Annotated in this window: 18 protein-coding genes; 14 read left to right on the top strand and 4 right to left on the bottom strand. The window is 57.1% G+C overall.

The annotated features are described in order from the left end of the window. Positions 1 to 5: 5 nt before the first annotated feature. The 5 genes from ACTNE6_RS00455 (at position 6) to ACTNE6_RS00435 (ending at position 2,541) form a co-directional block, all read left to right on the top strand. Entirely contained in the window at positions 6 to 587 is a 582-nt protein-coding gene (locus ACTNE6_RS00455) for an alpha-ketoglutarate-dependent dioxygenase AlkB family protein (protein WP_442498224.1), read from the top strand. A 277-nt stretch (positions 588 to 864) separates the two neighbouring features. Beyond that, the gene (locus ACTNE6_RS00450) at positions 865 to 1,221 is read left to right on the top strand and encodes a hypothetical protein (RefSeq protein WP_442498223.1); all 357 of its coding nucleotides are present in this window, start codon (positions 865 to 867) and stop codon (positions 1,219 to 1,221) included. A gap of 90 nt (positions 1,222 to 1,311) precedes the next feature. After that, positions 1,312 to 1,485 (top strand): PCP reductase family protein, encoded by a 174-nt coding sequence (locus tag ACTNE6_RS00445; protein ID WP_442498222.1) that lies wholly within the window; start codon positions 1,312 to 1,314, stop codon positions 1,483 to 1,485. A 5-nt stretch (positions 1,486 to 1,490) separates the two neighbouring features. Beyond that, complete coding sequence (locus ACTNE6_RS00440; RefSeq protein WP_442498221.1) at positions 1,491 to 2,126, top strand: glutathione S-transferase family protein; 636 nt, start codon at positions 1,491 to 1,493, stop codon at positions 2,124 to 2,126. Positions 2,127 to 2,193: 67 nt separating this feature from the next. After that, positions 2,194 to 2,541: a hypothetical protein gene (locus tag ACTNE6_RS00435; protein WP_442498220.1), complete on the top strand. Its 348-nt coding sequence runs from the start codon at positions 2,194 to 2,196 to the stop codon at positions 2,539 to 2,541. A gap of 126 nt (positions 2,542 to 2,667) precedes the next feature. Here ACTNE6_RS00435 and ACTNE6_RS00430 read toward each other — a convergent pair whose 3' ends face one another. Together ACTNE6_RS00430 and ACTNE6_RS00425 are read right to left on the bottom strand one after the other, a co-directional pair. Further along, positions 2,668 to 3,222 (bottom strand): flavodoxin, encoded by a 555-nt coding sequence (locus tag ACTNE6_RS00430; RefSeq protein ID WP_194971590.1) that lies wholly within the window; start codon positions 3,220 to 3,222, stop codon positions 2,668 to 2,670. A gap of 280 nt (positions 3,223 to 3,502) precedes the next feature. Beyond that, the gene (locus tag ACTNE6_RS00425) at positions 3,503 to 3,964 is read right to left on the bottom strand and encodes an amine oxidase (protein WP_442498219.1); all 462 of its coding nucleotides are present in this window, start codon (positions 3,962 to 3,964) and stop codon (positions 3,503 to 3,505) included. Between the two features lie 396 nt (positions 3,965 to 4,360). Here ACTNE6_RS00425 and ACTNE6_RS00420 point away from each other — a divergent pair, with 396 nt between their 5' ends. Both ACTNE6_RS00420 and ACTNE6_RS00415 read left to right on the top strand, forming a co-directional pair. Beyond that, positions 4,361 to 5,440 (top strand): phosphotransferase enzyme family protein, encoded by a 1,080-nt coding sequence (locus ACTNE6_RS00420; protein WP_442498218.1) that lies wholly within the window; start codon positions 4,361 to 4,363, stop codon positions 5,438 to 5,440. Next, entirely contained in the window at positions 5,437 to 6,351 is a 915-nt protein-coding gene (locus tag ACTNE6_RS00415; protein ID WP_442498217.1) for a DMT family transporter, read from the top strand. Before ACTNE6_RS00420 ends, ACTNE6_RS00415 begins: the two co-directional genes overlap by 4 nt. 1 nt (position 6,352) lies before the next feature. Here ACTNE6_RS00415 and amrA read toward each other — a convergent pair whose 3' ends face one another. After that, positions 6,353 to 6,910, bottom strand: coding sequence for an AmmeMemoRadiSam system protein A (gene amrA, locus ACTNE6_RS00410; RefSeq protein ID WP_442498216.1), 558 nt, complete (start codon positions 6,908 to 6,910; stop codon positions 6,353 to 6,355). Further along, positions 6,897 to 7,676 carry an AmmeMemoRadiSam system protein B gene (gene amrB, locus ACTNE6_RS00405; protein WP_194971585.1) on the bottom strand — a complete coding sequence of 260 codons (780 nt, stop codon included), beginning with the start codon at positions 7,674 to 7,676 and terminating at the stop codon, positions 6,897 to 6,899. Before amrB ends, amrA begins: the two co-directional genes overlap by 14 nt. Positions 7,677 to 7,840: 164 nt before the next feature. Between amrB and amrS the strand changes: the two genes are divergently transcribed. The 7 genes from amrS (at position 7,841) to ACTNE6_RS00370 (ending at position 14,122) form a co-directional block, all read left to right on the top strand. Then, on the top strand, positions 7,841 to 8,944 hold the full coding sequence (gene amrS / locus ACTNE6_RS00400) for an AmmeMemoRadiSam system radical SAM enzyme (protein ID WP_442498215.1): 1,104 nt from the start codon (positions 7,841 to 7,843) through the stop codon (positions 8,942 to 8,944). A 378-nt stretch (positions 8,945 to 9,322) separates the two neighbouring features. Continuing rightward, positions 9,323 to 9,610, top strand: a complete 288-nt coding sequence (locus tag ACTNE6_RS00395; protein WP_442498214.1) for a hypothetical protein — start codon at positions 9,323 to 9,325, stop codon at positions 9,608 to 9,610. Beyond that, on the top strand, positions 9,607 to 9,801 hold the full coding sequence (gene hemP, locus ACTNE6_RS00390) for a hemin uptake protein HemP (RefSeq protein ID WP_434483562.1): 195 nt from the start codon (positions 9,607 to 9,609) through the stop codon (positions 9,799 to 9,801). The genes ACTNE6_RS00395 and hemP overlap by 4 nt, the downstream gene beginning before the upstream one ends. 91 nt (positions 9,802 to 9,892) lie before the next feature. Beyond that, positions 9,893 to 10,705 (top strand): TonB family protein, encoded by an 813-nt coding sequence (locus ACTNE6_RS00385; RefSeq protein ID WP_442498213.1) that lies wholly within the window; start codon positions 9,893 to 9,895, stop codon positions 10,703 to 10,705. 4 nt (positions 10,706 to 10,709) lie between these two features. Further along, positions 10,710 to 11,441 carry a MotA/TolQ/ExbB proton channel family protein gene (locus ACTNE6_RS00380; protein ID WP_442498212.1) on the top strand — a complete coding sequence of 244 codons (732 nt, stop codon included), beginning with the start codon at positions 10,710 to 10,712 and terminating at the stop codon, positions 11,439 to 11,441. Beyond that, complete coding sequence (locus tag ACTNE6_RS00375; RefSeq protein WP_442498211.1) at positions 11,441 to 11,869, top strand: ExbD/TolR family protein; 429 nt, start codon at positions 11,441 to 11,443, stop codon at positions 11,867 to 11,869. Before ACTNE6_RS00380 ends, ACTNE6_RS00375 begins: the two co-directional genes overlap by 1 nt. Before the next feature lie 69 nt (positions 11,870 to 11,938). Next, positions 11,939 to 14,122: a TonB-dependent receptor gene (locus tag ACTNE6_RS00370; RefSeq protein ID WP_442498210.1), complete on the top strand. Its 2,184-nt coding sequence runs from the start codon at positions 11,939 to 11,941 to the stop codon at positions 14,120 to 14,122. Positions 14,123 to 14,314 lie beyond the last annotated feature (192 nt).

Genomic DNA, 14,314 nt, shown 5'->3' with positions numbered 1-14,314 from the left:
GATTGATGCGCCTGTCTTCCTGCGCCGAACTCGAGCTTATTGAAGGGTTTTACACTTTCGCCGAGAGCGAGCGGCTTTATCAGCGTTTACTTAAAGAACAGAATTGGCCTGACAACCGATACACTGTCGCCGGCCGGCAATTTGTCCTGCCCAGATTGCAGACCTGGCATGCCGATCCGGGAATAGTCTACAGCTATAGCAACAACCTGCTGCAAACCCGGCCATGGACGCCTTTGTTATCCGGCATCAGGTCAAAGGTCGAGGCCTTGCTGAATTACCGCTTCAATTCGGTTCTGGTTAATCTGTACCGGACTGGTGAAGATTATGTCGGCTGGCATGCGGATAATGAACCGGAGCTGGGCAGTCAACCCTTCATTGCTTCATTGACTTTCGGTGCAGAACGGCAATTTGCATTCCGACATAAAAAATCATCCGAACAGGGCCGTCTGCTGCTGCGCAGCGGTTCCTTGCTGGTCATGCAGCCTGATTTCCAGCACCATTGGCTGCACAGTGTGCCCATCGAGAAAAGCCTGACTCAAGGGCGAATCAACCTGACCTTCCGTAAAGTCGTTTCATTGGTGAGCTAGGGACTCCACACCCTCACCGGCTCCGTAGCATTTGCGACAATTAAAAGTTGCGTTGGCCGCGGGATGCATGAAACACAACAAATTGCTTTCCGAATCACACGGCCCGATTCAACGGTTATTTGGGCAAAGCGTCTGTCAGGCCGGAGCCGACGGACTTTCGAATCCGGCCGCTTTACGGCTGGCATTCTGTTTGCTTTGCACTAATTACCATGAATGAGAACCGTACTATGAAAACCTGGCCCGGCCGGCTACCCGATCAAGATGCGGAGGAGGCGCCATGACGGCGGATTACGTCGCCCGGTGGCTGGCCGATAACCCGCTGTCCGCCAGCCATGTCGATTGCGCCATCGCGGTAATGCTCAAGATCCTCGACGGCAAATGCAAGATGAAAACGGAGGAAAAAGTCGTCATGACACGGCTCTATGACTTGGTGAAGGCCCATCCCGGCGAACTTATGGGAAATGAAATGCATCGGTTGATCGCCAGCGCCCGCGATAATCCCGATGATGAAATGAGAGATTTTATCTATGAAAAACGCGTGCTGGCGGAGACCATGATTTCCCGTCCCGTTATGAAAGGTTTCAAAGCCATGATCCGGCAACGGGGACTGTTCGAGTATGGAAAAGAAATATAAAGGCGATCACCCTAAAAAATACAAGCGCGTTTTTTACCTGACCGTCCGGCGCCGCATGACAACATTGACCAATCCATCAAGGAGAATCACATGAACAACGAATCACTGCCCTGGGATGAAGAGGCGCTCAAACGCCTGGAAAAAATCCCCGCCTTCGTTCGCAGTATGGCCAAAGGCAAAATCGAACAGGCCGCCAAAGCGGCCGGTGAAAGCAAAGTCACCGTCGAATTCATGGATGCCAATAAAGCTAAATTGATGGGCTAGATGCCATGTCAAACCTGAAGCTCTATATGACCCCCGGTTCCTGCTCCACGGGCATCCATATTCTGATGGAAGAACTGGAGCTCATCTTCGAGGCCTATATTGTCAACCTGCCGGCCGGCGATCAATTCAAACCGGATTACGTGGCCATCAATCCAAAATCCACGATTCCGACTCTGGTCAAGCCCGACGGCACGGCCATCACCGAATTCAGCGCCATCGCCTACTGGCTGGCCCGCAGCTATCCCAGATCCAGGCTCCTGCCCGGCGATGTGGACGGCGATACCCTGGTGCTCGAAACCATGAACTATGTCGTCAGCACCCTTCACATGCAGGGCTTTACCCGTATTTTCACCACCGACCAGTACGCCTTTAACGAGAGCGACAGGGAACGGGTCAAGGCGCAGGGCGAAGCCATCGTCAAAAAGGGCTTTGCCATTCTCAATAAGCAATTGGCGGACAGGACCTATCTGGCCGGCGAATTTTCAATCGCCGATGCCGCGCTCTTTTATTGTGAATTCTGGGCGTCGCGTATCGGCATCAAGCTGCCGGAACACTGCCAGGCCCATTACCAGCGCATGCTAAAGCGGCCGGCGGTCAAGCAGGTATTGATGGAGGAAGGGTATTCGTCCTTGTTTCAATAGCACCCGTTGTGCTCTTAACATTCGTGAAAACTTTTGGGTTGCTCCTGCCCGCTTACGGGAATGAATCATGAAAGAAACGGTAAAAAATATCTGGAGTCTGGATAAAGATCCCTCCATCAAAGCCATCCTCATCATGCTGCAGCATGAAGTCGGCCCGAACGGATTCATGCTGCTGGATGAAAACCTTCTGGATGTAAAGGCGGTACGCATCATATTCCCGCCCACGCAACGGGAGCTGGCCGCCTACGTCTACAGCTATGCCCAGCGCGAAGCGCATTACGGCCTCGACCTGGAATTTCCCTACCTGATCGAAACCCGCGCCGATGATCAGACCATTCGGCTCAACGACCTGACCGCCGAAGAAGTCTTGAGAAAAGTCGTTGAGCACCTGGAGATCAGGCTGCCGGCGGCATAGCCCGTCAGCTACAGAGTAACCGGCGGCACGGGCTTTTTCAGATGTGGGGGCGACTTTAGTCGCCCAGGGCGAATGAATTCGCCCTACATTCATCGACAAATCGGAAAGTTATTTTTAACCGAATCCTTAGGCCGTCTCCTGCAGGGCAGGCAGCAGCTGCGGAGTGATTTGCGCCAGCCAGGTTTTGATCCGCTCCTCGGTCAAGAACGGCTGCGTGCGCTGATCCAGCACCAGGCCGACAAACCGATTGTCGATTATCGCATCGGAGTGCTCGAACTGATAACCCTCGGTGCTCCAGGAGCCGACGATATCCGCGCCGTAGCCGTAAAACACCCGGTAAAGCTGGATCAGCGAACTGGCGAAGCGCGAGGCGTAACGTTCCTGATTGCCCAGCCCGAACAAAGCCACCCGTTTGCCGGACAGATCGGCATCGTCCAGATAAGGCACGAACTCCTGCCAGTTGCGTTCCTGGCAGCCGACGGCCAGCCCCGGCAAATCGCCGACGCCATAACTCGGCGTGCCGAGTATCAATGCCTCGTACTGCAGGAATTCGTCCAGGCTGGTACGGTTGATGTTTTTAGGCTTGTCCGCCAGTTCCTCGCCCAATAAGCTAAAAATCTTTTTAGCTACCAGGCGGGTGCTGCCGGTATCGGTTCCGAAAAAAATGCCTATTTTGCTCATAAATCACCTGTGGTCGAAATTGCGGGACAAGTCGGTATTGCCGTTACCGCAAAACAAGCAAATTCCGCTCCAGATTCAGGCAAGCCATTTTTATCTTGAATATTAGCCAGATAGAGGGCCCGCACCTGTCAACGGCTCCAGGCGCATGCCAACACTGCCACAATGATGGCCTCAACTGTGGGATTTGCGACATAGGCCTGGTGAGCAAGGCACGGCATGGGCGGCTTCGAAATGCCGTGTTTAACAGCCCGGCTGTCGGTGCGAATTCATTCGCACGGCGCTACCGGCCGTCCAGAAAATAGGCGTTGACGCTCAAGGCAAAGTGTCGCCAAAGCCCCGCGATATCCCGTTTCACCTCGTTGACGTAAGTCTTGTCCGGCTTGTGCTCGCCAGGAAAATTGGACAAGGCGCAGGATGTGCGATGTTGATCGATGACAAACTGCAAAAAATCGTCGGTGAATCCATCGAAAGCCGCCAGCGCTTGTCTGGTCAAATCCGACAATCCACGATCGACCGGCGTCTCGCGGCTATCGAACGGCAGTTTCTGTAATTGCACCAGCGCGTCATCGTAAGCCTGTTCCAAAACGGCCAGCACATTGCGCTGAAAACAGCCGTCCCATTGCTGCCGGGAAAGATCCTGGGCGAGAGCTTGCTGGTATTGTTTTTTCAGCACGGCTTTCTGCTCGGCGATATATTGACTGAACAGGGCGAGACTGTCGGCGTTTTTCCGGTTGTTGATCATTATGGGTGTCCTCAATGTTATCGATGGCCTGGAAGTCTGTCCCTGGTTCGGTATTGCTTCAAGCCCAATATGACATTCAATAATGAGGCCAATTTACCGATACGCCCATTTCGATGCGCTATCGCCCGCTTTAAGTTACACGCCAACGCTTCTGCGGCAATTTCGCACAGATGGTCGGGCGCAAAAGCCTGTCCTGAACGGTGTCATAAAGCTGACAAACCGCCGTGTTTCACAACACTTGGTTAAGCCTAGAGGAGATGTCTCCCGTCTTATCCTTGGCGAAGACAGTTGTCTATATCTGAAAAAAGCCGCTTATAATAGCCATAATAAAAACTTGATCATGGCTGACGTGAAAAAACCGGCCATGAGCCGCTTCATCGGATTTAGAAAAACGCCATGCCAGACTTAGAGTCGCTGTTTCCTGTTGCCCGCCAATTCACCGGAAACCAAGCCGTCATTGACATACAACCGCTGGGCAATGGCTTGATCAATGATACGTTTCTGGTCACGACGGAATCATCGCCGTTCGTCTTGCAACGCATCAACACGACGGTTTTCCCGCAGCCGGCGCAAATCATCGGGAACCTGCACACATTAAACGAACATCTCCGGCAGAAAAAGCCGGACTCAGTCAAATTGCAGATCCCGGACATTTTATCGACGGCCGAAGGTGGCTATTGCTATGAAAAAAACGGTGATTACTGGCGGGCACTGAGCCTTATCGATAATACGGAAAGCCTGGAAGTCATCAAGAGTACACATGATGCGGAACAGGCAGGCTTTGCTCTAGGCCATTTCCATCGTCTGCTCAGCGATCTTGACCCCGGCATTCTGCACGATACCCTGCCCGGTTTTCACATTACGCCGGGCTACCTGAGCCGCTATGACCAAGTTTTGGCGGCTACACGGCTTTCAGAACCAGAAAGCCGCTATTGCGCCGATTTCATCGACCGGCTCCGGCATATTGCCGGCGATCTGGAAACGGCAAAGCAACAGGGTTTGCTGCCCCTGCGCGTGATACACGGCGATCCCAAGCTCAATAATTTCCTGTTCGACAAGGACAGCAAAAAGATAGTCAGCCTGATCGACCTGGATACCGTCAAGCCTGGGCTGGTGCATTACGACATCGGCGACTGCCTGCGCTCCTGCTGCCAGACGACGGACCCGGTCGGGTTCGACAGAGATTGCTGCGCCGTTATCCTGGAAAGCTACCTGGCCGAGGCCGGCGCGTTCTTTTCCGAATCCGATTACGATTATCTGTACCCGGCCATACGGTTAATTCCTTTTGAACTGGGCATCCGGTTTTTTACCGATCATCTGGAAGGCGACCGTTATTTCAAGGTGACGGCGCTCGGGCAAAATCTTCGGCGCGCGGTCGAACAGTTTCAGCTCTGCGACAGCATCGTACAGCAGGAGCCGGCCATCAGGCAGCTGATAGCGCACCTGAAAAAACAGACGATGGGAACGCGATCATGAGCGCCGCCTCATCCGGGCAGCGCAATCTGCTCATCGGCTGCGGCCTGGTGCTGCTCGGCGCCCTAGGGTTTTCCGCCAAAGCCATTTTTATCAAACTGGCTTACGCGGCCGGCGGGCAAATCGATGCAATCAGTCTGATGACTTTGCGCATGTTGTTTTCGCTGCCGTTCTTTCTGGCGGTCGTGCTCTGGCATAACAGGAAATCGCCGGCCGAGGCGCTCACTAAAAAACAGTGGGCCGTGATTGCCGTGCTGGGCCTGATGGGTTATTACATCGCCAGCTACCTGGATTTTATCGGCCTGCTGTACATTTCGGCCGGGCTGGAGCGGATCATCCTGTTTTTGTATCCGACCTTCGTCGTGCTGTTTTCAGCGCTGATGCACAAAAAAGGCATTTCATTGCGCGAAATGGTCGCCCTGGCTCTAAGTTATGCCGGCATGATCATGGTTTTCATCGAACAATTGTCTACGGAATCAGCGGGCATCTGGCTGGGATCGTCGCTGGTACTGGCCGGCGCCGTAGTCTTTGCCTGTTTCACCATGGGCAGCGGCGTCATGGGCCGGCGCATAGGCTCCGCGCGTTTCACGGCTTACACGATGACGATCGCCAGCATCGCTACCATCGTGCATTTTTCAGTCGGTCATGGCCTGGCGCTGACCGGCTTTCCTGCCGAAGTTTATAAACAGGCCTTATTGATGGCGGTCTTCTCCACCGTACTGCCGTCGTTTTTCATGAATGCCGGCATCAGGCGAGTCGGCGCTGGCTCGGCGTCCATCATCAGCATGATCGGCCCGATCGCGACGCTGGCGCTGGCATTCTTATTTCTAGGCGAACCCATTACGCTCATGCAGCTGTCCGGCACGGTTTTTGTGCTGGCCGGCGTGTTTGTGATCAGCCGCGCCAAATCCTGACTCAGGCAATCATTTCGGTGCGGTAGCGGTACACTTTGAGCGTATCGGACCAATAGTCGGGCGCGAATCCGGCTTTCTGTTTCAGATGCCGCAGAAACTGTTTAGGTTCCGGCAGTGATTCCCATACCGAAGGCAAAAATGTGCCGCGCCGGAGGCCTTCCATCAGGATCAGCCCGTCCGCCCCTGCCTGCAACTGCTGCAGCAGATCCTGCTCCGAAGTGAACGACATCGGTTCGGCCGGCGTCAGAAGGGAAAGATGGATGTCCAGATCACTCAATTCATGAGCCTCCAGCGGCGGAAACCGGGGATCTCTGAAGGCCGCCGAAAAGGCGTTTTCGGCGATATCGACCGCCAGCGGCCTGATCGCGTCCAGCGTGCCGATGCAGCCGCGCAACAGGTGTTGCCTGTGCAGTGTCACAAACGTGGCGCGCTGTTCTGACAGTTCGGCCGGGTATTCGTTTAAATCGATGATCAACGGCTTGCCTGTTTTTAAGCCATGTTGAATGGAATTGATTGCCAGCTCCATCAGCCAGCGGTGGTGTTCTTTATTCAATGACATAAGCTCCATAACCTACAACTCTGTCTTTATCGCCTGCGGTATCGCCGGAGTTGCGCAAATCAATGGTTTTAATTGAGAGTGAATTATCCCGCGCCAGCTTCAGCAGCCCGCTGACCGGCACTTTGCCGCAAGCAGATCCAGAAACGAGATGCTCATATTGCAGATGCTCTATCGCCTCGCTGGTCGATTTGTCCAACTGTTGAGCGGTCGCGTAATCATGGAAATGGCTCAGATCCGAGCTGACCACAATCAGCGTTTCACTGCCTCCCCACAACATCTGTATAACCTGGCTGACCTGGTCCGGCGTAGCGTCGCCAGCCACAATGGGGATCAGTCTGAAATCGTCGAGCATCTCCTGCAGAAAAGGCAGATGCACCTCCAGACTGTGTTCATAGGTATGCGCCTGTTCAATGTATTCGACAAAAGGCAGCTTGACCAACGCCTGCACCGCCTCCTCGTCAACAGCGATATCGCCCAACGGCGTGGAGAACGTTTGCGCCCGGCTCACGGCCAGTCCTCGAAAGGCAACACGATGGGAGGGGCCGATCAGCACGACCTTCTGGATCTGATGGCGCGCATTTTTCAAGCGCGCATAAGCGGTGGCCGCGACGGGTCCCGAATAGATGTAGCCGGCATGCGGCGCGATGATGGCTTTAGGAACTTTCGCGTCGGATTTAGCCTCATTTAAGTATCGATCTAGCATTTGGCGAAGTTGTTGCGGATTGGCTGGGTAAAAAGTACCCGCCACAGCAGGTTGCCTATTCATGAGATATCCTGTTATTTTCCGGGAGAAGAATGAGTTAGCGTGAAAACTGTTGAAACAGAGCTATTGCGCTGAAAATTAATCAATACAACTGGCGTAAATGTTAGTAACCAATTTTTACCAAAATGTGACCATACGATTTATGACATGGTTCCAGGAGACTATTCATGACTGTCTTCATTACGCCTGATACGGTGAAAACACGGCATTGGCACCGCCTGAAAGATGGCCGTATCCAATGCGATATCTGTCCGCGATTCTGCAAGCTGCACGAGGGGCAGCGCGGCCTCTGCTTTATCAGACAAAATCTGAACGATGAAATTGTCATGACCAGCTACGGCCGCTCCAGCGGTTTTGCCATCGATCCGATTGAAAAAAAACCGCTGAATCACTTCCTGCCCGGCACGCCGATTCTTTCTTTCGGTACGGCCGGCTGCAATCTGGCCTGCAAGTTCTGCCAGAATTGGGATATCAGCAAATCGCGCGAACTGGATACGCTGATGAGCCAGGCCTCGCCGGACGCTATTGCGCAGGCCGCGCTCGAGCATGGCTGTACCAGCGTCGCTTACACCTACAATGATCCGATAATCTTTCACGAGTATGCGATAGATACCGCTCAGGCCTGCCGCGCGCTGGGCATAAAATCGGTGGCGGTGTCGTCCGGCTATGTCTGCGCACAGCCCCGTGCCGAATTTTATCAATGGATGGATGCCGCCAACATCGACCTGAAAGCGTTTACGGAGCATTTTTACCATCAAATTACCGGCGGCCATCTGGAACCGGTACTGGAAACGCTCAAATATATTAAGCACGAAACGTCGGTCTGGCTGGAACTAACGACATTGATCATCCCGTGCGAGAATGACTCGGAAGCCGAGCTGGAAGAGATGGCGCAATGGGTCGTCGAAAACCTGGGGCCTGATGTGCCGATGCATTTCTCGGCCTTCCATCCTGACTGGAAGATGCGCGACAAGCCCCATACGCCATTGACATCATTATTGCTGGCGCGAAACATCGCGCTAAAGAACGGCGTGCGTTATGCCTATGTCGGCAATGTGCACGATAAATCGGCCAGCAGCACCTATTGCCACAATTGCGGATCGCTGCTGATAGGCCGCGACTGGTACGACCTTGACGAATGGAACCTGGATGCATCGGGCAATTGCCGTTTCTGCGGCGAGCGCTGCGCCGGCGTCTTCAGCGAAAACCCCGGCGGCTGGGGCGGCAAGCGCCGGGCCGTCGCCATGCCCCGCGCGGGGCATGGCCTATGACGAACAGGCTCGAATTCGCTTGGCTTCAAACAGCCATATCTCAATCGAATCCGCCGCAATCCACAATGCGCAACATCAGCAGGTCTTTGGTTCATGCGGGGGCGAATTCATTTATGCCCTCTAGGGTATTCGCCCTGGGCGACTGCCAACAGTAGGCGCTTTAGGCGAAGTCGCCTTCACACCTGAAAATTCAGGGAAGTTATTTCTCGCCCTATCCCTAACCCATCAGGCAATAAAAAAGCTTGTCATGCCAAATGATAATCATTATCATTTAAACAAGGCGATAATTTGACCTCTCGCTGCTTTCGTTTAACGCGCCTGCTGCACGACAGCGCGCGTTAAACCCTTTTTTCAATCGACTACAAACCGAGGAGTTTTATGCCTGAACAACCATCTACTCCCGCGCGCATCGAAATATCACAGTTGCACGCAACCACCTGTTTGTCGATGACACAGTTCATCAACGGCCGCCACTGCCCGAAACTGGCTCATTCGATCGTGCATCAGCTGGGCCTTTTACTGGCGCATCCGGATCTAGCCGCGGCCAGCCGCGAGCTGTATCAGCAACTGCTGGAACATTGGCAAAAAGTCGCCGCGCATCTACTGGAGCAAGGCGCCAGACGCGAGCCCCGGCCAGGTTTATCATTAATAACCTGGGTTTTATGAAAGATAAAAATAATAACCGCAACCTCCATCGTCAAAGCGTCGAGATCGTGGAACAGGAAACAGTTCCCGCGCGGCGTCGGGTCAGCAGCAGCGAACTGTTCGGCGCACAAAACGAGATTGTTATCGATCACCATGACGACGAATACCGCCTGCGCATCACCAGCAACGGCAAACTGATTTTGACGAAATAACCATACCCGCTCCAACCAGCGGCATAGCCAGCCATCCTGCCCTGCCGGGCCAGGAAGCCAGCCAGCCTTTTTACCAATCGCGAGGCACGCTATGTCGGCACAGGCTAAAAAAATCATCCATTTCCCGGAATCTCCGGCCAGGGCAGAGACATCGGCTTGCGCCCAGTTGCGCGCCGACAATGAACCCATGCCGTTCAATAATCCATTCAGCCAACGCCTGCCGAAACTGCCGGCATGCCGCCGGAGCGAAGGCGCGATCGGCCTTGGCGCCGCGCTCGCGCTTCACTTGATCTGGCTTGCGGCGGCGCCGGCGTTCGAAAAGCCGGCACCTGTCACGCCGCCAACGCCCATTCAGGTCGCCTGGATTGCATCGCCAAAGCCCCGCGCCGAGCCGCCGAAACCGCAAAAAAAGCCAAAACCGGCCGCCAAACCCAAGGCAAAACCGCGCAAGCCGGCGCCGGCCAAACCGAAACCGCTGATTTCCGCATCCGACAGCGCCTCGGAAATAGCCGTTGCGCAGACGGCGGAAACGCCCAAAACGCCGACGGTGCCGAGTCCGCAACCGGCGCCCGTCGCGACATCGGCGCCCGCCAAGAGCGCGCCGGCGGAAGCGGCGCCGTTGATCCAGCCGCACCTCAACGCCGATTACCTCGACAACCCGCCCCCGGCCTATCCCCGGATCTCGCGCCGGCTGGGCGAACAGGGCAAAGTGCTGCTGCGCGCCATGATCAACACCGACGGCACGGTCGCCCAACTGAGCGTGCAAAAAACCAGCGGCTTCAGCCGCCTGGACCAGGCGGCGCTGGAAACGGTCAAGCACTGGCGCTTCGTGCCCGCGCGCCGCGGCAGCCAGATTGTGCCGGCCTGGGTCGTCGTTCCCATTTCATTTTCTCTTGAAGGATAAACGCATGGATTTCAAAGACAATCTCACTCATTTCCTGGCCCAGAGCGACGGCGTCGGGCAAACGCTTTTTGCCTTGCTGGCCGCGATGTCGGTCGCCAGCTGGTATTTCATCGTCGTCAAAGCCTGGCAAGGCGCCATGATGCGCCGGCGCTCGGCACAATTCCTGAAAGCCTTCTGGGACGCCGCCTCGCTGGATGAGGTCGCTCGTTATCTGAACCGGCACGCGCCGGGCGAGCCGTTCGCCTACCTGGCCTGGCACGCCATCGCCGCGGCACGGCATCACACCGCGCATGGCGCGCATCGCCTGCGCGAAGCCGGCTCCGCCTCGGAATTCCTGACCCGCTCGATGCGCCGCGCGATCGACGAGGAAACCGCGCGCCTGGAATGGGGCCTGACGGCCTTGGCCTCGATCGCCAGCACCGCGCCGTTCGTCGGTCTGTTCGGCACGGTCTGGGGCGTCTACCACGCCCTGCTCGGCATCGGGCAGGGCAGGGCTGCGACGCTCGACCAGATCGCCGGCCCCGTGGGCGAGGCGCTGATCATGACTGGCCTGGGCCTGGCCGTGGCGATTCCGGCCGTTTTGGCCTACAACGCCTGCGCGCGTGCCAACCGCCTGGTGCTGGCCCGGCTCGACGCCTACGCGCATGACCTGTTCGCTTTCCTGACCACCGGCGCGCCCATCGCCGTGCAGCCGGCCGCCAGCCCGACAGCGGCCGTCGTTTTAGGGGGTGCGTGATGGCCTTCGGCAGCTTCGACCAAAACAAAAGCCAGCATCCGGTTGCGGAAATCAACATGGTGCCGCTGATCGACGTGATGCTGGTGCTGCTGATCATCTTCATGATCACGGCGCCCTTGATGACCCACGCGGTCAAGATCGACCTGCCGAAGGCCAGCAGCGAGCCGCAAGCGACGGAAACGGCGCATGTCGCGCTGTCCATCAACGGCGACGGGCAGTTATTCTGGGATGAGGCGGCCGTCTCGCGCGAGCAGCTCAACGAACGGCTGGCGCAGCTCGCGCGACAGTCGCCGCAGCCGGAACTGCACGTGCGCGCCGATCAGGCCGTGCCGTACCGCTTCGTCGCCGAGGCCCTGGCCGACGCGGCCAAGGCCGGCGTCACGCGCATCGGTTTCGTCTCCGAGCCCGAGCCATCCCATCCACATTAATGAACCACAGCCACCCAGCTTTCCCCGCCAGGCAGCCAGACGCTATCAAATAAAAATAAAGGGGAAATCATGTCCTTAAAAAAAACGACAACGTCCGGCGCCAAATGGCGCCTAGGCGCGCTATTGCCGCTGGGGGCGGCGCTGAACGGCATGGCGGTGGCCGCCGAGCCGGCCGTTGAAACGCGCGCCGGCGCGGACAAGGCAATCAAACTGCCGGCCGTCAAGGTCAAGGCGGCCCGCGATCAACAAGACGGCGGCTACAAGGCCGACACCTCGACCACGGGCAGCAAGACCGAGATGGCGATTCGCGACATCCCGCAGTCGGTCAGCGTGGTCAAGAAGGAACTGATCGAATCGCAGAACGCCTTCAACCTGCGCGATGCGCTCAAGAACGTCAGCGGCCTGACCATCGCCGCCGGCGAGGGCGGGCGCACCGGCGACTCGATCACCCTGCGCGGCTTCTCGGCCAACTCCGACACCTACCTCGACGGCGCCAAGGAAAACGGCCAGTATGCGCGCGACACGTTCTTCATCGACCGGGCCGAAGTGCTGAAAGGCGCGTCCTCCATCCTGTTCGGGCGCGGCGCCACCGGCGGCGTGATCAACCAGGTGACCAAGAAGCCGACCGGCGGCACCCATGCTACGGGCGAGTTCACCTACGGCCTGTACGACTTCAAGCGCTCCACGCTCGATGCCGAAACCGCCTATAAGAACCTCTCGGCCCGGCTCAACGTGCTCTACCAGGACGCGGGCTCCTTCCGCAACTACAACTACACCGACCGCTGGAGCATCGCGCCGTCGTTCATGGCCAGGCTCACACCGGACACCGATTTGTCCCTGAATCTGCTGCACCAGGAAGAGAACAGCGTGTTCGACTACGGCGTGCCGATATACCAGGGCAAACCAGCCGGCACGCCCATCGAAACCTTCTACGGCTTCAAGGACGACCGCCTGCAGAAAACCGACGTCAACGTCGGCACGGTCGCGCTGACGCACCGCTTCAACTCGGATTTCTCGGTGAAAAACACCGTGCGCTACGGCGGCTACGAGCGCCAGTACCGCACGCATCTGTTCGGCGCGGTTACCGACAATGGCCTGGACTCCACGGTCGCGCGCACCCAGTCGCTGCGCCGGAACACACAGGAAAACATCTACAACCAGACCGACTTCGTCTACAAAAAACCGCTGTTCGGCTTCAACAACACGCTGATGTTCGGCGCCGAATTCGGCTGGGAGGATTATGACTTCAAGTCGAAAAACTCGAGCGGGGTGGCCCCCGTCTCCCTCTTCAACCCGGTGCTGACGCCGACGGTGGGCGCGGGGCGGGCCAATGATTTCAGCGGCACGCTCGCCACCAACCGCATCACGCAAACCCAGACTTACGCGGGCTACGTGCTGGACCAGTTCGAACTGTCGCCGCAATGGAAGCTGCTGGCCGGCGCGCGCTACGACGTGTTCGAGGCGGAACAGGACGACCTGCTCAACGACGCCAACGACCTCAGCCGCACCGACCGCCAGTGGAGCCCGCGCGGCGGCATTGTCTGGCAGCCGACCGAAAACCAGTCCTATTACTTCAGCTACGGCACGTCCTTCAACCCGTCGGCCGAAAGCTACAGCCTCAGCGCCGCGACGGCCAACCTGCCGCCCGAGAAAAACCGCAATTTCGAGATCGGCGGCAAGTTCGACCTGTTCGATGGCCGCCTGTCCGCGACCGCCGCGCTGTTCCGGCTGGAGAAAACCAATGCCCGCACGGCTGCCCCCAACGATCCCAATCTGACCGTGCTGGCCGGCGAGCAGCGCACCGACGGCTTCGAGCTGGGCCTGGCCGGGGAAATCCTGCCGCGCTGGGACGTGTCCTTGACTTACGCCTATCTCGACGCCGAGGTGACGAAATCCAACAGCACCGCCGTCGGCACGGTCAGCGGCCTGACCAAGTCGCTGCAGGGCATGACGCCGGTCAACGTGCCCGCGCACAGCGGCGTCGCCTGGACCAGCTACCATCTGACCGACAACTGGGAGATCGGCGGCGGCGTGTTTTACGCCACGAAGCGCTACACCGACACCGTCAACGAAGTCGAACTGCCCGGCTACGCGCGACTCGACGCCGTGCTGGCCTACCATCAGAAGCATTACGACGTGCAGCTGAATGTGTTCAACCTGACCGACAAGGTGTACTACGAATCCGGCCAGACGCGCTCGGCCCTGCCCGGCGTGCCGGTCTCGGGGCAGTTGTCGGTGCGGCTCAAATACTAAGGACAAAATGACATCCCAGTGTAATTTTTGAGCCCCCGTGGGAGAAATATCCATTAAACAACTCAACTTAAGGTGAAGAAAAACATGCATGCCTCATCCGATGCCCTGCCGCCGCCCGCCGCCGTCAGAAACCATAAACCCAGCAGCGGCTATCTTTTTTTGCCGCGGCGGCTATCGCGCGGGGCCTTCCTG

The sequence above is a fragment of the Methylobacter sp. sgz302048 genome (assembly GCF_052162025.1).
In the GTDB taxonomy this organism is placed as follows: Bacteria; Pseudomonadota; Gammaproteobacteria; order Methylococcales; family Methylomonadaceae; genus Methylobacter.
This window is presented reverse-complemented; position numbering and strand designations above follow the sequence as displayed.